The 21,836-nt window shown below is 49.2% G+C and carries 21 protein-coding genes; all 21 read left to right on the forward strand.

Going from position 1 to position 21,836, the window contains the following annotated elements; all coding sequences use genetic code 11:
- The first annotated feature begins 32 nt into the window (after window positions 1-32).
- The 21 genes from DWZ76_RS07610 (at window position 33) to DWZ76_RS07710 (ending at window position 21,796) form a co-directional block, all read left to right on the forward strand.
- Complete coding sequence (locus tag DWZ76_RS07610) at window positions 33-428, forward strand: methylglyoxal synthase (RefSeq protein WP_022359519.1); 396 nt, start codon at window positions 33-35, stop codon at window positions 426-428.
- Window positions 425-1,402: a serine hydrolase gene (locus DWZ76_RS07615; RefSeq protein ID WP_182431289.1), complete on the forward strand. Its 978-nt coding sequence runs from the start codon at window positions 425-427 to the stop codon at window positions 1,400-1,402. The genes DWZ76_RS07610 and DWZ76_RS07615 overlap by 4 nt, the downstream gene beginning before the upstream one ends.
- A gap of 87 nt (window positions 1,403-1,489) precedes the next feature.
- Window positions 1,490-1,909 carry a hypothetical protein gene (locus tag DWZ76_RS07620; protein ID WP_022359521.1) on the forward strand — a complete coding sequence of 140 codons (420 nt, stop codon included), beginning with the start codon at window positions 1,490-1,492 and terminating at the stop codon, window positions 1,907-1,909.
- A 412-nt stretch (window positions 1,910-2,321) separates the two neighbouring features.
- Complete coding sequence (locus DWZ76_RS07625) at window positions 2,322-3,563, forward strand: aminopeptidase P N-terminal domain-containing protein (RefSeq protein ID WP_118472329.1); 1,242 nt, start codon at window positions 2,322-2,324, stop codon at window positions 3,561-3,563.
- 2 nt (window positions 3,564-3,565) lie between these two features.
- Window positions 3,566-4,627, forward strand: coding sequence for a Xaa-Pro peptidase family protein (locus DWZ76_RS07630; protein WP_118472330.1), 1,062 nt, complete (start codon window positions 3,566-3,568; stop codon window positions 4,625-4,627).
- Window positions 4,628-4,651: 24 nt separating this feature from the next.
- Window positions 4,652-6,313 carry a peptide ABC transporter substrate-binding protein gene (locus DWZ76_RS07635; protein ID WP_118472331.1) on the forward strand — a complete coding sequence of 554 codons (1,662 nt, stop codon included), beginning with the start codon at window positions 4,652-4,654 and terminating at the stop codon, window positions 6,311-6,313.
- 194 nt (window positions 6,314-6,507) lie between these two features.
- Window positions 6,508-7,428: an ABC transporter permease gene (locus DWZ76_RS07640; protein ID WP_117795360.1), complete on the forward strand. Its 921-nt coding sequence runs from the start codon at window positions 6,508-6,510 to the stop codon at window positions 7,426-7,428.
- Window positions 7,429-7,436: 8 nt separating this feature from the next.
- Window positions 7,437-8,447: an ABC transporter permease gene (locus DWZ76_RS07645; RefSeq protein WP_243017790.1), complete on the forward strand. Its 1,011-nt coding sequence runs from the start codon at window positions 7,437-7,439 to the stop codon at window positions 8,445-8,447.
- A 13-nt stretch (window positions 8,448-8,460) separates the two neighbouring features.
- A complete protein-coding gene (locus DWZ76_RS07650) occupies window positions 8,461-9,552 on the forward strand; it encodes an ABC transporter ATP-binding protein (protein WP_118293701.1) in 1,092 nt (363 codons plus the stop codon).
- The gene (locus DWZ76_RS07655) at window positions 9,536-10,510 is read left to right on the forward strand and encodes an oligopeptide/dipeptide ABC transporter ATP-binding protein (protein WP_118472332.1); all 975 of its coding nucleotides are present in this window, start codon (window positions 9,536-9,538) and stop codon (window positions 10,508-10,510) included. Before DWZ76_RS07650 ends, DWZ76_RS07655 begins: the two co-directional genes overlap by 17 nt.
- Before the next feature lie 332 nt (window positions 10,511-10,842).
- Window positions 10,843-12,024 (forward strand): MalY/PatB family protein, encoded by a 1,182-nt coding sequence (locus DWZ76_RS07660; protein WP_118472333.1) that lies wholly within the window; start codon window positions 10,843-10,845, stop codon window positions 12,022-12,024.
- A gap of 45 nt (window positions 12,025-12,069) precedes the next feature.
- Window positions 12,070-12,633, forward strand: a complete 564-nt coding sequence (locus DWZ76_RS07665; protein ID WP_117795366.1) for a cupin domain-containing protein — start codon at window positions 12,070-12,072, stop codon at window positions 12,631-12,633.
- A 189-nt stretch (window positions 12,634-12,822) separates the two neighbouring features.
- Window positions 12,823-14,226: an HlyD family efflux transporter periplasmic adaptor subunit gene (locus DWZ76_RS07670; protein ID WP_118472334.1), complete on the forward strand. Its 1,404-nt coding sequence runs from the start codon at window positions 12,823-12,825 to the stop codon at window positions 14,224-14,226.
- Window positions 14,227-14,267: 41 nt separating this feature from the next.
- The gene (locus DWZ76_RS07675; RefSeq protein ID WP_106999861.1) at window positions 14,268-14,966 is read left to right on the forward strand and encodes a YggS family pyridoxal phosphate-dependent enzyme; all 699 of its coding nucleotides are present in this window, start codon (window positions 14,268-14,270) and stop codon (window positions 14,964-14,966) included.
- A 4-nt stretch (window positions 14,967-14,970) separates the two neighbouring features.
- Complete coding sequence (locus tag DWZ76_RS07680; RefSeq protein WP_022358650.1) at window positions 14,971-15,480, forward strand: cell division protein SepF; 510 nt, start codon at window positions 14,971-14,973, stop codon at window positions 15,478-15,480.
- Window positions 15,481-15,629: 149 nt separating this feature from the next.
- Window positions 15,630-16,388: a YlmH/Sll1252 family protein gene (locus DWZ76_RS07685; RefSeq protein WP_243017791.1), complete on the forward strand. Its 759-nt coding sequence runs from the start codon at window positions 15,630-15,632 to the stop codon at window positions 16,386-16,388.
- 21 nt (window positions 16,389-16,409) lie between these two features.
- Window positions 16,410-17,519, forward strand: coding sequence for a 3-dehydroquinate synthase (gene aroB / locus DWZ76_RS07690; protein WP_118472335.1), 1,110 nt, complete (start codon window positions 16,410-16,412; stop codon window positions 17,517-17,519).
- A gap of 22 nt (window positions 17,520-17,541) precedes the next feature.
- The gene (gene lspA / locus DWZ76_RS07695) at window positions 17,542-18,066 is read left to right on the forward strand and encodes a signal peptidase II (protein ID WP_106999863.1); all 525 of its coding nucleotides are present in this window, start codon (window positions 17,542-17,544) and stop codon (window positions 18,064-18,066) included.
- Complete coding sequence (locus DWZ76_RS07700) at window positions 18,063-18,986, forward strand: RluA family pseudouridine synthase (protein WP_118472336.1); 924 nt, start codon at window positions 18,063-18,065, stop codon at window positions 18,984-18,986. Before lspA ends, DWZ76_RS07700 begins: the two co-directional genes overlap by 4 nt.
- A 161-nt stretch (window positions 18,987-19,147) precedes the next feature.
- Window positions 19,148-19,795: a cytidylate kinase-like family protein gene (locus DWZ76_RS07705; protein ID WP_022358645.1), complete on the forward strand. Its 648-nt coding sequence runs from the start codon at window positions 19,148-19,150 to the stop codon at window positions 19,793-19,795.
- A 144-nt stretch (window positions 19,796-19,939) separates the two neighbouring features.
- Window positions 19,940-21,796 (forward strand): NlpC/P60 family protein, encoded by a 1,857-nt coding sequence (locus DWZ76_RS07710; protein WP_118472337.1) that lies wholly within the window; start codon window positions 19,940-19,942, stop codon window positions 21,794-21,796.
- Window positions 21,797-21,836 lie beyond the last annotated feature (40 nt).

Below are 21,836 nucleotides of genomic sequence, written 5' to 3' on the forward strand. Positions count from 1 at the left end.
AAAAATAGGAATCATTAAGGAGGCAGGTATAGATGTATATCGGGTTAATCGCACATGATGCGAAGAAAAAACTGATGCAGAACTTCTGTATCGCATATCGCGGCATCCTGAGCAAGCATGAACTCTATGCGACAGGAACGACAGGCCGCCTGATTGAGGAGGTTACGAATCTGACCCTCCATAAATATCTGCCGGGTCATCTGGGAGGTTCCCAGCAGCTCGGCGCACAGATCGAACACAATCAGATCGATCTGCTGATTTTCCTGCGCGATCCGTTGGCGCCGAAGCCGCATGAGCCAGATGTTAATGATGTTGTCCGCCTCTGTGATATTCACAATATCCCGATGGCGACAAACCTGGCGACGGCAGAGCTTCTCGTCAAGGCGCTTGACCGCGGCGATATGGAATGGCGGGAGATGTACAAATGAGAAAACAGACAATCGGACTTGCGGGCGCACTGATGCTTTGCGGTATCGGCATGCTGACCGGCTGTGGTGCCCGCGGTCTGGAACAGGCATATTCATTTCAAGAACGGGAAGCGCAGATGACGCCAGCGGCAGGTGCCGGGCTGGCGCCCTTTTTTGCCTCTTCTCTCTGCGTACCGGAATCTGCAGACGGCGATATTGCTCCAGATGATGCGGTGACGGCGCAGGCGGGCGCATTGTTTGATGTGACCGACTCCAGCGTTATATATGGTAAGAACATCTATGACCAGATGTACCCGGCGAGCATCACGAAGGTAATGACGGCGATCATCGCGATCGAGGAAGGCAATCTTTCCGATGCGGTGACGGCAAATGACGATGTCGTGATCCGCGAGGCAGGCGCTTCGATGGCAGGCATCAAGCCGGGCGATACCTTTACGCTGGAGCAGCTCTTATACGGACTGATGATTCCGTCCGGCAACGATGCAGCCAATGCAATTGCGGATCATATCGCCGGAAGCACGGATGCGTTTGTGGAGAAGATGAATGCGAAAGCGAAGGAACTCGGTGCGACCCACACGCATTTTGTCAATGCAAATGGTCTGCACAGCACCGACCACTATACAACGGCATATGATCTCTATCTGATTTTCAACGAGGCGCTTAAACTGCCGCTGTTTTGTGAGATCATTAACGCGCAGTCTTATACAGCTGATTATACCGATGCAAATGGAGCCGCAAAACAGCAGGTCTGGAAGGTTGGCAACTGGTATCTGAAGGGAGACCGCGAGGCACCGGAGGGAGTGACTGTCTTAGGCGGCAAAACTGGCACCACACAGGCGGCTGGCTACTGCCTGATCATGGCGAGCGATGGGGACGATGGCAAGGAATATATATCGGTTGTGCTAAAATCTGCAAATCGTCCGTCACTTTATGACAATATGACGGAAATTTTGACTAAAATTTCAAATAAGTGATTGCAATATTTATAAATTTATACTATAATTATTTATACAATAAAAGATTTTACATACAACTTAAATAAACTCAAGGAGGAGATTGTTATGGTTCAGATCATCGCAGGAGCAAAGGGAAAAGGAAAAACTAAATATTTACTCGATATGGCGAACACGGCTGTCAAAGAAGCCAAGGGTTCCGTTGTCTATCTGGATAAGAGTTCCAAACATATGTATGAGTTGAATAACCAGATTCGCCTTATCAATGTACAGGAATATCCGATTGATACCAGCGATGGATTTATCGGATTTATTTGTGGTATTATCTGCCAGGATCATGATCTGGAGCAGATGTATCTTGACAGCTTCCTGAAACTTGCCTGCCTCGAGGGAGCGGATATTGAAGAGACCTACAAGACGCTGGAGACCATCAGTGAGAAATATCATGTAAAATTCGTTTTAAGCATATCCATGAATGCAGCCGATCTTCCAGAGTGCGCGAAAGAAAGTGTTGTAGTATCTTTATAAGAGATTCAAAATGAACGAAACCGCAGCTGTCAGCGCAGGGCGGAGACAGGAGACTGTCCGATTCATCTGAAAAAGGAGAATTGGATGGTCTCTTTTTTTTCTAATTTTCTAGTTTGGGCTCAAAACCATCTTTCCACATTTTCATTGAAATGCTTCTTTTGCAGGTACCACCTTTGGGAAAAAATAGATATGCTTTTACATTTTTTTCAAAATTATAAGTATTTCCTATCATGCATATGAAATTTTTTGTATTGGATAAAAAAATTACAAAATATACTGAAAAATAATTGTAAAATTTCGATTTATACGGTATAATGACACGTGTCGGGAGACAAAAGATTCCGATGCGTCTATTTGTGAGACAGATACAAAAGTATGCGGAAATCATTTAAAAGACAGGAAGGAAAATACTATGAATGCAGAATTCTACCAGGGGAACCGACAGCGGCTGTATGACAGCCTTCCGGATCACACCCTGCTTCTCCTGTTTTCCGGTTCTTCCATCCGAAAAACAGCCGATGAAAATTATCCGTTTTATGCCGATCGGAGTTTTCTCTATCTGACCGGCATCGGGCAGGAACACACAGTCCTGATGGCAGAGAAGGACGGAGAAGAGGTACAGGAAACACTTTACATACTTCCGCCGGATATGCTGGCCGAGCGGTGGACCGGGAAACGGTTCACACCGGAGGAGGCCAGGGCGCGATCCGGGACCGCGCAGATCGCATCGAGCGGCGAGTGGGAAAACCGTCTGAAACTTCTGATGCGGAGCGGACGGTTTGAGCGGATTGCGATGGATCTGTACCGGCACGATCCGGAGGATGCAGATACCGAGAGTATCCGGATGGCACGGAAACTTAGAAAGTGGTACCCGGCAGCCACACTCACGGATATTTCCCGTCAGATACGCCGCCAGCGCACCATCAAGCAGCCGTGTGAGATCGAGGCGATGCGGGAGGCAGTCAAGATTACAAGGGACGGCATTTTGGCGATGATGAAGGCATCAAAGCCGGGAATGTACGAATACCAGTATAAAGCCGAATTCGACTACGCACTGGCGCAGCACGGATGCCTTGCACCGGCATTTCCGAGTATCATTTCCGCGGGAGCCAATAATTTCTGTATTCACTATTATGAGTACACAGGGCAGGCGAAAGACGGCGATATGATTCTCAACGACGTAGGCGCCCAGTACGACCACCTCTTCAATGATGTATCGCGCGGCTGGCCGTGCAACGGAAAGTTTTCCGAACGGCAGCGACTTCTTTACACATGTGCATACCGGACTTCGCAGCATATGTTCTCCATCATTCGGCCGGGAATGAAGATGGCAGACGTGGACCGGCTGGCGAGGGAATACAATTTCGAACAGCTCAAAGCGATCGGCTTATGTGACCGGTATGAGGATGTCGGCAGATATATCTGGCACGGCGGCGCCCACCATGTTGGCTGGGACACACATGATCTGGTCGATGTCGATATCGTAGAGCCGGGTATGGTTTTCTGCGTGGATATCGGCATCTACTGCGAGGAATGGGGCATCGGCTTCCGCCTCGAGGATAACTGCCTGGTAACGGAGGATAGCTGTGAGAATCTGACAGCATCCATCCCCAGAACGATAGAAGAAATAGAATCAGTGATGGGAGGAGAGTAAGCATGGAACAGTTACTTGCGTATATGCAGAAAGAGCACCTGGATGGCATGTTCATCAGCCGCCCGGTCAATGTAAAGTATGTCAGCCATTATACCGGCGAAGATTCCTGGCTTTTTATCACGGAGCAGGAAAAATTCTTTCTGACAGATCCGCGCTACACCGAGCAGGTTTCCTATGAGTGCCCGGATTACACGATTTTGAACTGGAGAGACACCTACGGCTCCATCGGAAAGGCACTTGCCTACGCGGCGGAAAAGGTTGGAGCAAAGACGATCGGCTATGAAGCATCCCACCTGACCGTTGAACAGTACCAGAATCTCCAGTCGGAGGTAAAAGCAGAGCTGGTACCGGCGGACGGCATCATTGAGGAGTTCCGCTCCATCAAGAGGCCGGAAGAGATTGAGTGCCTGCGTATCTCCTGTGATATTGCTTCAAGGGCATATGAAAAGATCCAGAAGGATATCCGGGTCGGCATTACCGAGAAAGAGCTGGCGGCGCGTTTAAGCCTCTATATGGTTCTGGAGGGTGCGGATACACAGCCATACGGCAATATCCTCATCTCCGGTGCGAGAACGTCCCTGCTTCATGGAATCCCGTCTCAGAAAGCGATTGAGTACGGCGATCTGGTCCTGATGGATTATGGATGCCAGTATCACGGTTATTTATCTGATATGACGCGTACTCTGGTAGTCGGACGCGCAACGCCGAAGCAGAAGGAAGTATACAGGATTGAGCAGCAGATGGTCGCCGCGGTGGAAGGATTCTTAAAAGACGGGGTTTCGGCATCAGATGCATATTATGAATCCACGAAGATCATCGAGGGGACCGAGTATTTTCCATATCACTACACAGGAATCGGACACGGCGTCGGCATGTTTGTCCATGAGATTCCATTTATGAGCCCTGTTTCTAAAAATATCGTGCATGCCAATAATGTCATGACCGTGGAACCGGGTATCTATATTCCAGGATGGGGCGGTATCCGCATTGAGGATCAGCTTCTCATCACGGAGACAGGCAATGAAAACCTGATCAGCGCCACCAAGGAACTGATTGAGCTTTAATAAAAAAGGACAAGGAGGAATATTATGAGAAAAAACAAACTACTTGCACTGGGATTAGCTGCACTGATGGCAGCGAGTGTAGCGGGCTGTTCCACTCCGAGCGCTTCGGTGGATGATACGAAGGCAGCTGAATCGGGAAGTGACAGTTCCCAGAGAGCAGCAGCGGGCGAAAAGATTTTCCGTTATTCCAACACGGCGGATATCGCGACGATTGACCCTGATAAGACAAACTCCGTAGCAGACGCGACCGTCTCCTATCATATCTATGATGGTCTGTACCGCAACGTACAGGGCGAGCTGCAGCCGGCAACCGCTGAGAGCTATGAAGTCAGCGATGATGGTCTCGTATATACTTTCAAACTCCGTCAGGATACAAAGTGGAGTGATGGACAGACTGTTACGGCTAAGGATTATGAGTACGGTATGAAGCGTCTCTGCGATCCGGCAGCAGCCTGCCCTGCCAGCTATCTGGGTGCTGTTTTAAAGAACGGTGCCAAGGTCAGTGAGGGTGAACTTCCGGTGGATGAACTGGGAGTCAAGGCACTGGATGACTTTACCCTGGAGATTACGCTTGAGAATCCGGCTGATTACTTTGTCAGCATGACAAGCATGAGTGCATTCATGCCGGTACGTGAAGACCTGGTTGAGAAATATGGCAATGAGTTCGGCGGAAGTGCCGATAAACAGGTTTACAATGGACCGTTCGTTGTAAGTGAATACAGTAACGGCAAGGTAGAACTGACGAAGAATCCAGATTACTATGACAATGAAAAGATCAGTCTGGACGGCGTTGAGATTCTGACCGTAGCCGATCAGACTACTGCTGTTTCGATGTTCGATGCAGGCGAGCTGGATCTGGCAGAGGTTCCAACCGAGCTGGCAGCGCAGTATGAGGGCAAGACACAGTCCTACTACAACGGCGCAGACGATTATGCGGCACTGAATCACCGGAATAAATATCTGGCAAACAAGAACCTGCGTCTGGCGATGAACTACGCAGTCAACCGTGAAGAATACATTCTTCTGACCCACAATGGCTTATATCAGGCTAACCAGAGATATGTGCTTCCGCAGGTTCGCGGCGTGGACGGCGAGTACGGCACCGAGTATCCGTTAGAGGCATTCCCACTTCAGGGTGATATGGATAAGGCAAAAGAGTATCTGGATACGGCATTATCTGAATTAGGTCTTTCTAGTGCTTCTGATATTTCCCTGAAACTGGTTGTATCCGATTCTGACACAGCGAAGAAAGAGGCAGAGGTTGTTGCAAACCAGTGGAAGAACAACCTGGGTATCAACGTAGATATCAACATGGTTCCGTACGCAACGAAAAACGCACTCCTGGTTCCGGACAGTGATGAGTACGATATCATCATGAGCGGCTGGGCACCGGATTACTCTGACCCGTACAGCTACCTGGAGCTCTGGTACAGCACCTCCGGCTACAACTACTTAAATTACCACAGTGATGAATACGATAAGTACATCGACGCTTCCAAGACAACTTCCGGTAAAGAGCGTATGGACAATCTGTTCAATGCAGAGAAGACACTCCTGGAAGACGGCGCACTGGTAGCGCTTCAGTTAAGAGAGGTTCCGTATATGGTATCTGACCGTGTACAGAATCTGGGCGCATACTTTGTTGGACTGAACTATGACTATATGTATGTGGACATCACAAACTAATCCATCATCTATCCAAAACATATTGAAAAACCTTAGAAGATGATTGAAGCACCTGCGCTTCAGGATCCGGCAAAGCGGCTGGATTTCTGAAGCGCAGTACATATCCGGTGGCTGCCTGGCGGATGAATGAGCCGTAACCGGCGGCCGGAACAACCGGATTTGGGATGTTCCCGTAGTTAAAGGAGCGTGAACCTATGAAAAAATATATACTGAAGCGGGTGGGAATATCCATTGTGACTGTGTTTGTTCTCGTATCCGTTGTATTTTTCCTGGCAAGGCTGATGCCGGGCGGACCGTTCAATGATCCGAAAATGTCAGCAACCGCAAAGGCCAATTTAAGTGCCTACTACGGATTCGATAAACCCTTACTCCAGCAGTATCTGACATATCTGAATAATCTGATTCATGGAAATTTCGGTTTTTCTACCAAATATCCGAGCCGTACCGTCAATGACCTGTTAGCAGGTGCATTTCCGTATTCGGCAGACCTTGGTATCCGCGCATTATGTTTTGCGATTTCCTTTGGTCTTGTATTTGGTATTATCTCTGCATTAAACCGTGGCAATAAAATTGATTTAATCTTTGTGATTGTAGCTGTATTTGGTACAAGTGTCCCGGATTTTATCATGGGCGCGCTGCTGCAGCATTTCTTTGCAGTCAAATGGGGGCTGTTCCCGATCGCGCAGTACAAGGGCTTCGCCTACACGATCCTGCCGTCGATCGGACTGGGATTCTACACGATGGCGTCCGTCTCGCGTATCATGCGTGCGAGTATGCTGGAGGTAGTCCAGCAGGATTATATCAAGACAGCGCGATCGAAGGGCATTTCCAAGTTCCGTGTGACCTGGAAGCATCAGATCCGGAACGCGATCATGCCGGTTGTCACGATCCTCGGTCCGACGGTAGCAGCCGTTCTGACCGGTACATTTGTTATTGAGTCCCTGTTTGCTATCCCCGGCATGGGTAAATATTATGTTGAGAGTGTGCAGAACAACGATTACTCCCTGATCCTTGGCATGACGGCGTTTTACGGCACATTCCTGGTATTCTGCAACATGGTAGTTGATATTCTGTATGGCGTGATCGATCCGAGAGTGCGGATCGGCGGAAAGTAGGTGGCAGTATGGGTGAGATGAAAATGAAAGATGGAAATGTGCTGCCTTCTGAGAATTCCGGCGCAGCAGCAGGCACATCCGAAAACCTGACAGATGGACGCAGGATTACCCGCGACAAGTTTGAGATGGTAGGTAAAAATATTGAAAGAATGGAATCGATCTCCCGACCAAGCCTGACCTTCTGGCAGGAGGCGTGGAGACGAATCCGGACAAATAAGGCGGCATATTTCAGCCTGATTCTGTTGATTGCATATGGATTGTTAGCGATCTTTGCACCGATGTTCAGCCACTACGGATTTGACCAGCAGGATGCCTACTCGATGAGCAAGGGGATTTCAGCAGCTCATTGGCTGGGAACCGACTCTCTGGGGCGTGACCTTTGGGTACGTGTCTGGATGGGCGCACGTGTTTCTTTGACGATCGGTCTTCTGGCAGCCCTTTTAAATACTGTAATTGGTACGGTGCTGGGCGGTTTCTGCGGCTATTATGGCGGCAAGCTTGATATGATCGTCATGCGTATCATCGATGTTATTTATGGTATCCCATCCCTGATCGTCTGTATTTTGGTTATGGTAGTATTAGGCTCCGGCGTTAAGAGCTTAATCATTGCAATGGTTATCGTTGGATGGACGGGAACCTGCCGTTTCACCAGAGGCGAAGTATACCGCCTGAAAGAGCAGGATTTCGTACTGGCAGCCCGCGTCATGGGCGAGTCGGCGTTCACCATCATCGTGCGTGAGATCATCCCGAATATCATGGGTCTTCTGATCACAAACCTGACAATGGCAATCCCGAGCGCCATCTTCCAGGAGGCGTTCTTGAGTTATATCGGTCTCGGCATTTCCCCGCCGCAGGCAAGCTGGGGCGTTCTGGCAAAAGAGGGAACCCGTATGATGACGGCAGCGCCGCATATGCTGTACGTGCCGGCATTCTTTATCTGTACAACCGTACTGGCGCTCAACCAGCTCGGAAACGGTCTGCGGGATGCATTTGACCCGAGACTGAGAGGAACGGAATAGGAGGTAGGAGACAATGGCTAAAAATATATTGGAAATCAAGAATCTGACCTTTTCGTTCCATACATACGGCGGCGTGGTAAAATCCGTCCGGGATGTTAGTTTTAATGTACGCGAAGGCGAGATTCTTGGAATCGTAGGCGAGAGCGGATGTGGCAAGAGTGTTACCTCCCAGTGCATTTTAAAGCTCAATCCGGAGCCGCCGGGATTTTTTGAGGGCGGTTCGATCAAATATAAAGGCGAGGAGATCATCACCAAGACAGACCGCGAGATGCGGAAAATCCGCGGTGTGGAGATTGGATTTATCTTTCAGGATCCGATGACCTCGTTAAACCCGACCATGACAGTTGGAAAACAGATCGAGGAGGTCTTTGTCGGACGGAAGGGGATGACCCGGGCAGAAGTCAGGGAACGGGCGCTGGAGATCCTGCGTCTGGTCGGCATTAATGAGCCGGAGCGCCGTTATAAACAGTATCCGCATGAGCTGTCCGGCGGTATGAAACAGCGTGTCATGATCGCAATCGCGCTGGTTGGCAAGCCAAGCATCATCATCGCGGATGAGCCGACGACCTCGCTGGATGTAACAATCGAGGCACAGATCCTGGATCTTCTGAAGGAACTGCGCGATAAGATGAACACCTCGATTATCCTGATTACCCACGATCTCGGAGTTATCGCCAAGATGTGCGACCGCGTGCTTGTTATGTACGGCGGCAAGGTGGCTGAAAAAGGAACGGTTGATGAGATCTTCTATGAGACGGCACATCCGTACACGGCAGGTCTTATCAAATCAATCGCTACGCTGGATACCTCCAAGAATCAGAAGCTGGTGCCCATCGACGGAACACCGCCGGATCTGTTCGCACCGCCGAAAGGATGCCCGTTTGCAGCGCGCTGTGAGTTTGCGATGAAGGTCTGTTATGAAGAACAGCCGGAATTTCACAGGCTTTCAGACGAACATACCTGTGCGTGCTGGCTGCAGCATGAATATGCGCCGAAGGTGGATATCATGAAAGGGCTGACTGAGGCGCAGAAACAGGAAGAAGAGAAAAATGTTGCGGCACTGCCGGAAGAGAAACGGAGGGGACACCATGGCAAAACAAATTGATAGGAGCACACCCTTGTTTCAGGTCACCGATCTCTGCCAGTATTTCAATGTCGGCAGGGGTAAGGTGCTGAAAGCAGTCGATCACGTGCATTTTACGATTTATAAAGGAGAAACGTTAGGTCTGGTAGGCGAGAGCGGATGCGGCAAGTCCACGACGGGACGGTGCCTGGTAAAGCTCTATGAGCCGGCAGCAGGCACGATTACCTATAAAGGAAAAGATATTTTTAAATACACCCGTGAAGAGGAAAAAGCATTCCGCAAGAATGTGCAGATGATCTTCCAGAATCCACATTCTTCCCTGAACCCGCGTATGACGGTCAAGGATATCATCGGTTCCGGCATGAAACTGCATGGACTGGCGACGGACAAGGATGTGGATCAGAAGGTAGAGGCGATCCTGAAGCGCGTCGGTCTGAACCGCGACCATATGTCCCGTTTCCCGCATGAGTTTTCCGGCGGTCAGAAGCAGAGAATTGGTATTGCCAGGGCATTAGCGGTCGAACCGGAGTTTGTGATCTGCGACGAGCCGATCTCCGCACTGGATGTTTCAATCCAGGCGCAGGTATTAAATATGTTAAAGGAACTGCAGGAAGAAATGGGACTGACCTATCTCTTCATTGCGCATGACTTGAGCGTCGTCAAGTACATTTCCGACCGTGTCATCGTTATGTATCTGGGAACGATGGTTGAATTTGCCGATTCCGAAGAGCTGTATGCACATCCGCTGCATCCGTACACGCAGGTGCTTCTGTCCTCGATTCCGGTTGCGGATCCGAGACTGGTGCGTGAGAAGAAGCGTATCATGGTTAAGGGCGAGATTCCAAGCCCGATCAACCCGAAGGACTGCTGCCGTTTTGCCGAGAGATGTCCGTATGCGACGGAGGAGTGCAGGGCGAAGCTGCCGGAACTCCGGGAAGTGACGCCGGGGCATTTTGTGGCTTGTCATATGGTAAAGTAAATTAAATAGATTCGTGAAGGCGTCGAAGCTGACGGGGACAGGACAGCCTGGCTTCTCAGACTTATCATTGTTCGCTTGCTTTCGCTACAGATGCTCGCCTGATGCGGACTTACATCTGCCTCATTCGGACATCTGTGCTCAAAATGCGTACAATTTGATAAGCTGAAAGCCAGACCGCCCTGTCCTCGTCAGCTTCTTAGTTTTTTGGCTAATTGAAGGAGTAATTGTAGACATTGATCGCCGACTGGTGTAAAATATTAGTTAGAATTTTTTTAAAATTATGGCTGAATTTGGAAAATTTTAACGATATATAACAGAAAGGTGGATTTTCTATGCAGTACGATTTTGACACACCGATCGATCGAATCCATACGTGGTCGATCAAACACGATTTTAAGAAGGAGAATGGAAAGGCGGAGGATATTTTACCGCTCTGGGTGGCGGATATGGATTTTCGATCGCCGGACAGCGTGGTTGAAGCGCTGAAAAAGGCAGTAGATCACGGGATTTTCGGTTACAGCCGGGCAGATGAGTCGTACTTTGATGCGGTGGCAGCGTGGTATCAGAAACGCCATCATCTGACTCTGCAGCCGGAGTGGATGACCTGCACGCCAGGTATCGTGTTTGCACTCTCGATCGCAGTGCGGGCTTTTACCCAGGAGGGCGATGCGGTGTTGATCCAGCCGCCGGTCTACCATCCATTCAGCCGGGCGATCCTCCGCAATAAGCGGACGCTGGTGGAGAATCCGCTGGTTTTAAAAGATGGACATTATGAGATGGATCTGGAAGAGTTGGAGCAGAAGGTGCTGGATGAGCATGTCAAACTGATGATTTTATGCAATCCGCACAATCCGGTTGGCCGTGTCTGGACGAGGGAAGAGCTGACCGCACTGGCTGACATCTGCCTGCGTCACCATGTATACGTGATCAGCGACGAGATCCATGGCGATTTTGTATGGCAGGGGCATGAGCAGACTCCGTATGCGTCGATTTCAGAGGAAGCATGCCTTCATTCGATGATGTGTACAGCGCCGAGCAAGACCTTCAATCTGGCTGGCATGGCGACATCAAACCTCTTTATCCCGGATCCGGAGATGCGGCGTAAATTCCGGTCGGAGCTGCTGGATGTTGGTCAGGAAAATATGAACCGTCTGGGATTGTTCGCCTGCCGTGCAGCGTATGAAGGCGGCGGGGAATGGCTGGATCAGCTTATCGGCTATCTGGCTGGCAATCTGGCACTGGTGCGCGATTTCTGTAAAAACCGTGTGCCGCAGATTCAACTGGTAGAACCGGAGGGAACGTATCTGGCATGGCTGGATTGCCGTGAACTGGGGATGACGGATGATGAATTGATGGCATTCTTCTCGGATGAAGCGAAGGTATGGCTGGATCCGGGCACGCATTCAGGTGAACAGGGATCTGGATTTATGCGCTTTAATCTGGGCAGTTCGCGCAGTGTGATTGCACAGGCGCTCGATCAGATCGAGGCGGCATGGAAAAAACGGAACGCATAATGAAAAATAGCAGAACCGTAAAAATAAAACGTTCGGAGGGATTGCATGGAATTTGAAGAAGTGGAGAATATTGGACAGCGGATCAAGGAGATTCGCAAGAGTAAATCTATCACGATCCAGAAGCTGTCCCAGTTTACCGATCTGTCAGTGGGATATCTGAGCAATCTGGAGCGGAACCAAGCAAGCCCGACGCTGAACAATCTGCAGCGCATCTGCGTGGCGCTTGGTATTTCGATCCGGGATCTGCTCAGTCCTTCCGGCGAGGAGAGAACCCTGATCCGCCAGGAGGAGCAGCAGTTATATGAATATGATGAGTACAAGCTTCAAATCCGCCGTCTGGATTTTGGAAAGAAACGCGGTATTTATGAGTTTTCAACCTATGATCCAGAGACAAAAGATACACCGCCGTCCTGGGGGCTGCATCCATACGCGGAGGTCGGAGTCATTCTGGAAGGCAAGATGGAGGTCAATCTGGATGGAACGGTTTATCTCTTAGGACCGGGCGATTCGATCTATATCAAGCCGAATCTCTATCACACGATGCGGAATGCGGGCGATACTCCCTGCCGCTCCTTCTGGCATCTGCAGATTATGGATGATTCTGTATAATTGACGGGATGAATTGATCTTGAAATTTGGACAATTCACTCGTATAATAAAGGCTGTACGTTGGGCTATACAGAATATTGCAAAAGTCCATGGCCGGAGACAAATTTGCGTGGATTTTTGTCTGGTAACTGTGAAACTGCAGAAACAGCTGCCAGAGAAGTACATCGGGAAAAGGGAGGATAGAGCTGCATGGCCAAAAACAAGAAAATTGTACGCTACAGAAAGCCATTGAATATCAATGTAGGCATGATCATTTTTGCCATGATTTTCGTCTATCTTTCTTTCAGTGTCTATACATATCTCAGGCGGGATCACGTCCAGTTTTATGAGGTCGTCGAGGGAAGTATTGTAAATAATAAAGAATACAACGGAATCCTGTTTCGGGATGAGACAGTGGAAAATGCACCGCAGACCGGGTACGTCAACTATTATGTGCGCGAGGGAAAGCGGGCAGGCGCTGGGGCGCGCGTCTATTCGCTAGATGAGACCGGCGAGCTGGGGAAATTTTTGGAAGAAAATCAGTCCTCTGGGGTGTCCCTGTCAGCAGAAAATCTGGCTGATTTGAAGAAACAACTCAGTTCGTTCTGTTTATCCTACAACGATCAGCACTTTGAAAGCGTTTACGACGCCAAATATTCTTTGCAGGCTTCGGTTGCAGAGTATATGAATTTCAATGCGCTGGGCGATATGGATGCACAGCTTCAGGCACAGGGTATCAATTACAAACAGATATCGGCGCCCCAGCCGGGTATTATTTCCTATGTGACCGATTCTTTTGAGGGAGTCGCGCCGGAGGAGGTGACGGCGGATTCGTTTGACCGGAGTCAATATACGCGGCAGGTGGGACGAGCTGGGGAACTGATCGAGGCGGGCACGCCGGTGTACAAGATCATCACATCGGAGAACTGGAGTATCGTGTTTCAGATGGATGACAAGGATAAAGAGCAGTTTGCCGATCAAGATACACTGGCGATCGAGCCGTTGGGAAGTGATATGAAATTCCGGGGAAATTATTCGATGTTTACCGGTTCCGATGGCAATCTGTATGGACGCCTGGATCTGGACCGTTACATGATCCAGTTTGAATCCGAGCGTTTTATGACCTTTGAGATCTCCAGCGAGGAAACGCAGGGACTTAAAATTCCGGTATCATCGGTGATGGAGAAGGAATTTTATACCATTCCAGTTGACTATATGACAACGGGCGGCAACGCTACTGAAGATGAGGCTGGTTTCAATAAAGAAGTTTACGGCGAAGGCGGAAAGGCGTCGATTGAATTTGTCACGCCAGAGATTTACAGCTCGACCGATGAGTATTATTATGTCGAGAAGAGCGACGATGGGCTGTTAAAGAGCGGCGATTATCTGGTGAAGCCGGATTCAAACGAGCGCTTCCAGGTAGGACCGACGGCAAAGCTGACAGGTGCTTACAATATTAATAAGGGATACGCGGTGTTCAAGCAGGTGAAAGAACTTGCAAATAGCGGTGAATATTACATTGTAGAAAAAGGAACCAAATATGGATTATCGGTTTATGACCATATCGTGTTGGATGCCAGCACCGTATCGGATGGCCAGATCGTATATCAGTAATGATATTTCCAAAATATAGAGATAAGGAAGGTGTATCACATATGGTTCAGGAACAGTTAGAAGAAGTACGTCAGAATATACGGAACGCCTGCGAGCGGAGCGGACGGAAGGTGGAGGATGTCACGCTGATCGCGGTCAGTAAGACAAAGCCGGTGCCGATGCTTCAAGAGGCATATGATGCCGGCGCCAGAGATTTCGGCGAAAACAAGGTGCAGGAGATTCTGGAGAAGGAACCGCAGCTGCCGTCTGATATCCGTTGGCATATGATTGGACATTTACAGAAAAATAAAGTCCGTCAGGTAATTGACAAGGCAGTTCTGATTCACTCCGTCGATACGGTGGGACTGGCAGAGCAGATCGAAAAAGAAGCGGTCAAACGTGATCTGGACGTTTCTATTCTTCTGGAGGTCAATGTCGCCGGAGAAGAGTCCAAATTTGGTTTTGCCCCGGAAGAAGTCGAGGAAGCGGCACGCGAAATTGCAAAGTACCCGCATGTCCACATACAGGGACTTATGACGATTGCACCATTTGTAGAGAATTCGGAAGAAAATCGTGGTGTTTTTAAAAAATTATATGAATTATATGTTGACATGAAACGGAAAAACATTGATAATGTTACTATGAATGTCCTTTCGATGGGAATGACCGGAGACTATCAGACAGCGATTGAAGAAGGTGCAACTATGGTAAGAGTCGGTACGGGCATTTTTGGAACCAGGGCAAAGATAGGAGAGAAATAGGGTTATGAGTATTCTGAACAAATTAATGGATACAATGCGTCTCACAGAGAATGATGACGATTACTTTGATGAGGAAGATTACGAAGAAGAAAAACCGGTGATTAAGAAGCGTTCTTTCGGCAAGAGGGACGAAGAGATGGATGATTACCGCCACGAGGAGGAATCTAAGCCGCGTTTTCTGCCACGTTCCTCTAACAATAAGGTAGTGCAGATGCGCCGCAGCATGGAAGTATCTCTGATCAAACCTACTTCCATGGAGGATACGAGAGAGATTTGCGATTACCTGCTGGCTGGAAAAGCTGTTGTTTTAAATATGGAAGGAATCCACATGGAGGTTGCACAGCGTATCATTGATTTTACCTGTGGCGCGACCTATTCGATGGATGGAAATCTCCAGAAGATTTCCAATTACATTTTTATTGCGACACCGTCATCGGTTGAGCTGTCCGGCGACTTTCCCGAACTCTTAGCAGACGGTTCCATGAATGTTTCCGGGATGAATCTCCACTTCTGATACTGATATACTCCCAGGTTCGCTATATATCTGAACCTGGGAGTATTTATTATACAATCGGAAATTTGTGTGATTTCTGATTGTATACAGGCTCTCTGGGCAGGAGCATACTTTATATAAGCACTTTCGAACAGGAGTAGAAACACGCGATGCTGCAGGAAAAAGAAGAACAGCTTTTAAAAAAGAGAATGATAGAACTGGCCGGACTCTGTTATCAGCGCGATATACAGACAAGTACCGGCTTTTTGTCGTTAAATGAACAGGCGATCTTTCACTCGATCGAGAAGACGCTGCCGCCGGTGCGGACTTGCCTGACGGGTGGCTTTGAGGGCGCAGAGCGCAAACTTCTTTGTTTTCTGGCTTCGTATGATGATGAGGAGTTTGGACTTCCGATTGCCGTGTTGGAGGTCATTCCGGCAAACCTGCGTTACAGTGAGGCGCTGACGCACCGGGATTATCTCGGGGCGCTCATGAACCTGGGGATTGAGCGCAGCTGCATTGGGGATATTCTGATGAAGGAAAATGGCTGCTGCGTCTTCTGCCAGGAAAAGATGGCGGATTATCTCTGCCAGGAACTCACGATGGTGCGCCACACCTCCGTGATCTGCCGCAAGGCGGACGCGACGGAGCCGATCACACCGAAGATGGAGCGCGTGAGTGGAAGCGTTGCATCACCGCGTCTTGACAGTGTGATCGCGATGGTATTTTCATCCTCCCGCACGAAGATACTGCCGCTCATTGAGGGCGAAAAGGTATTTATTGACGGGAAACAGGTGACTTCCCCGGCGGTGCAGCTTAAAGAGGGCGAGATTGTATCTGTGCGCGGCATGGGAAAATTCCGCTTTGCCGGGAGCGGGGGATTGTCGAAAAAGGGACGTCTGTATGTTTATGCGGATAAATATGTGTAAAAAAGAAAGGACTGAAAACAAATGACAGAAGTAAAGAATGAGAAAATGAATCGCGTAACCGTTCACCTGGACGAGAAGGCGATCTATGATATTGTGATGACCGAAGATTTTTCGGCACTTCCGGGTGAAATCGAAAAACTCTCCATTTCAAACCGCCGTCTCTGCATCGTGACGGATTCGAATGTAGAAAAATTATATCTGAATGAGGTAAAAGAACTCCTGGCGCCGTGCTGCAAGACGGTAATTTCGTTCGTATTTCCGGCGGGAGAGGAGCACAAAAACCTCGACACCGTCCGGGATTTATATGAGACCCTGATTTTGAACCATTTTGACCGCAACGATATGCTGGCAGCACTCGGCGGCGGAGTTGTGGGCGATCTCTGCGGATTCGCGGCGGCGACCTATCTGCGCGGCGTTGCCTTCATGCAGATTCCGACGACGCTTCTTTCCCAGGTGGACAGCAGCATTGGCGGCAAGACGGGCGTTGATTTTGACGCGTACAAAAATATGGTTGGCGCGTTTCATATGCCGAAGCTGGTATTTACCAATATCAATACGCTTCAGACGCTTCCGGACAACCAGTTTTCCGCTGGTATGGGAGAGGTTATCAAACATGGTCTGATCAAGGATGCGGCATATTATGAGTGGCTGCTTGAAAATGCGGCAGATATCTGGGCGAGAAAACCGGAGGCACTCCGCAAGACAGTGACCTGGAGCAATGAGATCAAGCGTGCTGTGGTAGAGAAGGATCCGACCGAAAAAGGCGACCGTATGCTTTTAAACTTTGGTCATACGCTGGGACACGCGATCGAGAAGCTGAAAAACTTTGAACTTCTGCACGGTGAATGCGTGGCACTCGGCGCGCTGGCAGCGATGAAACTGTCGGAAAACCGCGGCATGATCAAACCGGAGGAAACAAACCGCTTCAAAGAAGCACTGGGAGAATTCCATATCGGTACGCAGGTATCCGGGCTTGAGAAAGATGCGATTGTGGCAGCGTCCAAGAACGACAAGAAGATGGATTCCGGCATCATCAAATTTATTCTTATTCATTCCATCGGCGATGCCTACGTGGATCGCACGGTAACCGAGGACGAGATGAAACAGGCACTCGATCAGGTGCTGGTATAATAGCAGGAAAGGAATCAGGTGCATGAACACGAAATTACGACAGTTCTTTATCTTTTTTATCGGGTTGGGAGTCAGCATCGGACTGGATCAGTTTACAAAACATCTGGCAGTTGTCCATCTGAAAGGGCAGAAGCCATTTGTGCTCATTAAAGGTGTGTTTGAATTTTATTATTCTGAAAACCGTGGCGCTGCTTTTGGAATGCTGCAGGGACGGCAGGGATTCTTCTTCCTGATTGCAGCGGCAGTCATTCTGGCGGTGTTGTGGGCGGTTTACCGGATGCCGGCAGGGAAACGGTATCTGCCGCTGATGTGCAGCTTGTTTCTGCTCGTATCAGGCGCAGTTGGCAATATGATCGACCGTCTGACACAGAAATATGTGGTGGATTTCCTGTATTTTAAGCTGATTGATTTCCCGATTTTTAATGTGGCAGACTGCTATGTGGTGATCGCGACTTTCTCGCTGATCCTTCTGTTTTTCTTCTTCTATTCGGATGAGGAACTGGAATTTCTTTCTTTTAAAGGTGCGAAAAAGGAGTCGGGGCGATGATGCAGGAATATCTGGTTCCAGAAGAGGCGGCTGGAACCCGCATCGATAAATTTCTGGCGGACGCCTGCCCGGATCTGTCCCGTTCCTTTTTGCAGAAACTTCTGAAAGAGAGCAGCGTGACAGCAGACGGAAAAGCGGTTAAAAGCAGTTTCAAGGTAAATGGCGGGGAAACTATCGCCTTTGAAGTTCCAAAACCGCAGGAGGCGGCGATCGAGGCGGAAAATATCCCGTTGGACATTTTGTATGAAGATTCGGATGTGATTTTAGTCAATAAGCCGAAGGGGATGGTTGTCCATCCGGCGGCAGGGCATTATACGGGGACTCTGGTCAATGCGCTGATGTACCATTGCAGGGATCAGCTCTCCGGCATCAACGGAGTCATGCGCCCTGGGATCGTCCACCGGATCGATATGAACACGACCGGCGTGCTGGTGGTGTGCAAGAATGATTTCGCCCACAATTCTCTCGCAGAACAGCTCAAGGTGCATTCGATCACCCGCGTGTATTATGCCATCGTATTTGGCAATCTGCGCGAGGATGAGGGTACTGTCCATGCACCGATCGGGCGTCATCCGACGGATCGCAAGAAAATGAGCATCCACTCCAAACAGGGGCGCGATGCGATCACGCATTACCGCGTACTGGAACGCTTCGGGGCATATACATTTATCGAGTGCCGCCTGGAGACGGGACGCACACACCAGATCCGCGTCCATATGGCAAGCATCGGTCATCCGCTTCTGGGCGATGAGGTGTACGGTCCGGCGCGGCAGCCATTTTCACTGGAAGGGCAGACCCTGCATGCGGGAGTCTTAGGCTTTATCCATCCGCGGACCGGGGAATATGTGGAGTTTTCTGCGCCGCTGCCAGCGTATTTTGAAGAACTGCTGGAGAAGCTGCGGAAAAAAGCTGGAAAGTAAAAGTAACGTGAATAGTAAGATCGTTCTGATTCGTATACACATTTTTTTCAGATAGTTTATTTCTGTGTCGCTAATAAATACCTTTTATTCCGAAAAAATGATGACTTTTCAGATAGCTTGTGTTATAATAAAGGCAGAACTTGAAAGGAGTTGAGGGAGACATGAAAAAAAATTTAGTAATTACAATCGGTCGCGAATGCGGCAGCTCCGGAAGAGCGATTGGACGAAAACTGGCGGAATCATTGGGAATCAAGTGCTATGATAAAGAGCTTCTTGCACTGGCAGCGAAGAACAGCGGTCTCTGTGAAGAGCTTTTTAAGACGCATGATGAGAAACCAACCAACAGCTTCTTATATTCACTGGTAATGGACACCTATTCGATGGGTTATAATACATCGGCTTATATGGATATGCCGATCAACCACAAGATTTTCCTGGCACAGTTTGACACGATCAAGAAACTGGCAGATGAAGAATCCTGTGTCATTGTAGGACGGTGTGCGGACTATGCGCTGGCAGATTATCCGAACGTAGTGTCTGTTTTCATCTGTGCAGATGAGGAAGTGAAGATTCAGGAATTGATGAAACGTCACAATATTACCCGCGATAAGGCAAAAGATGTGATGATCAAGACCGATAAGCAGCGTTCTGGTTATTATAACTATTATTCCAGCAAACGCTGGGGCAGCTCCAAGAGCTATAACCTCTGCATCAACAGCAGTGTCGTAGGCATCGACGGTGCCGTAGAAATTATTAAGGAATTCGCCAAAAAGAAACAAGAATTTCTTAAGATAAACGAGAACGCATAAAAGTATAATTAAAACCGGTGTGTTTGAATATCTGGTGAAGAATCAGAAAGGACGCACCGGTTTTTTGCGCCTGGATGCTTTGAAGATGAGATTGCGTTGGGGTATAAAAACAAAATAGTTACTTAAGATTTTGAATGTAGATACATGAAGAAAATGATGATGAAAGAAAGACATTCTTATATAATCCGAACGGCGCTCATGGCGGCATCGGGTATTTTATTGTGCGGGATTGCCGAAGCAGTGCGCCCGGAGGTGGATTTATCAGTCGGTGTGCCTGCTGATAAAGTTGTGATTGCAGATGGGATTTTAGACCAGGAGACACAAAATGATACAGACGAATCCTTCTGCGACCGTCTGATGAAGAAAATGGTACACCCGATTCACATGGCATCCCGATTTTTAAATGGTCTGGGAGCAGACTCGGAAGAATATATTCCGTCGGAAACGGAGTATAACCTGATGGCGCTCCGGACGGAAGAGAGCGCTGTTGATCTGTCTGATCCATTGGCGGCATTTGAGTCTCTTCCATGGTATAAACTTGCAAAACGATTCCGGAGTATGGGGACAGAAGATACCTGGGGCGCGAAGATGTACGAAGCGCTTGGAACACGGGATGCACAGTGGATATCGGAGATTTACGGGTGGATCCAGACGACACCGCTTACGGCTTCACAGAAAATGGGGCTGCTAGCTGCACAGGTACTCGGCAGCTATGATCCCTCCAATCCAGAGCATAACGCACAGGACCCGGCGAGCTGGGTAGTTCCAAATTGGAAAAATATCCGTTTCCAGATATGTGACGGAGACGGAAAGCCGACGTCCCTCGTATCCAATGCGACCGATATTTTGTCTATGGCAAATGTATATACATATAGCCTGGACTGGAAAAATACAGACCTGTTCAATACCTATATCAATCAGCTCTGGACCAGTTCCCACCAGTACCACGTGAGCATTAGCAATGTGTATTACTGTGAGGGCTGTACAGAACTGCCGGACGAGCCGGCGACAGAGGGAACAGCAGATGACGATGTGGAGAGCGGCAGTGCAGCAGGAGAGGCATCCTCGGAGGCTTTAGATGCCCAGGGCGCAGGAGACAGTCAGACAGCGGCAGAAGAGCCGTTAACGGAGAGCGAGGCGGCATCCACAGCAAATAATTATGTCAAACCGGCACAGGGACCGGGGGCTTCCACACAGGAGCAGGCAGCCGAATCAAAAGCGGCAGCGTCCCCGTCAGAGGCGACGTTCAGTGCGGAGAGCGCTGCGGCAGTTACATTAAATGAAAACGGAAAATATTGCCCGGGACATGTTGATCTGACCATTACCGTTAAGACAACCGGTCTGAAAGAGAAGCATAATCTGTTTGCACTCGATGGAACGGGAAATCAGGCTGTCGGGAACTGGCAGGGTTGGACGGAAGAAAAACAGACAGCCGCCCAGACACTCGCTGCTCAGGATTGGCAGGGAATGTACGGGATTGCCAGTTCAGAGTTTGCACTCGGGAATCCGCTGACACCGGCAGAAATTGCGTCTTACCTGGATTTACTTCCAGAGGATTTATCACCGGAGCGGCGTGCCGTTATCACATGCGCGCTCAATTCCGTTGGCAAGATTCCATATTATTATGGAGGAAAACCGAGTACAGCAGGACTTTCCGGCAATCATTTTGCCAGCGTGACAAGCCCGGATTACAAGGGACGGATTTTGTCAGGGCTTGACTGTTCTGGATGGGTCAACTGGGTATACTGGACCGCGCTTGGCAATAGAATGGGTGCCGCCAGCACCTACGAGATTGTGCGGACAGGACGGGCGATCAACAGCGCAGAGCTTCAGCCGGGCGACTTGCTTGTCCAGCTTGGCGGTGATTCGCACGTTGTAATGTTTTTAGGCTGGAACGCAGACGGAACCATACTGGGCGTACATGAATCCGGCAGTGCAAGCAATGTAACGGTCGGAAAGGTCCATACGGTCTGGCCGTATTACCGGGCGTTTTTGGATTAAGAGTTGGATGGATGTTACCTTTGTTTTTTTGCTGGTAAAT

Source organism: Clostridium sp. AF35-15, assembly GCF_003477745.1.
GTDB classification, from domain to species: Bacteria; Bacillota; Clostridia; order Lachnospirales; family Lachnospiraceae; genus Otoolea; species Otoolea fessa.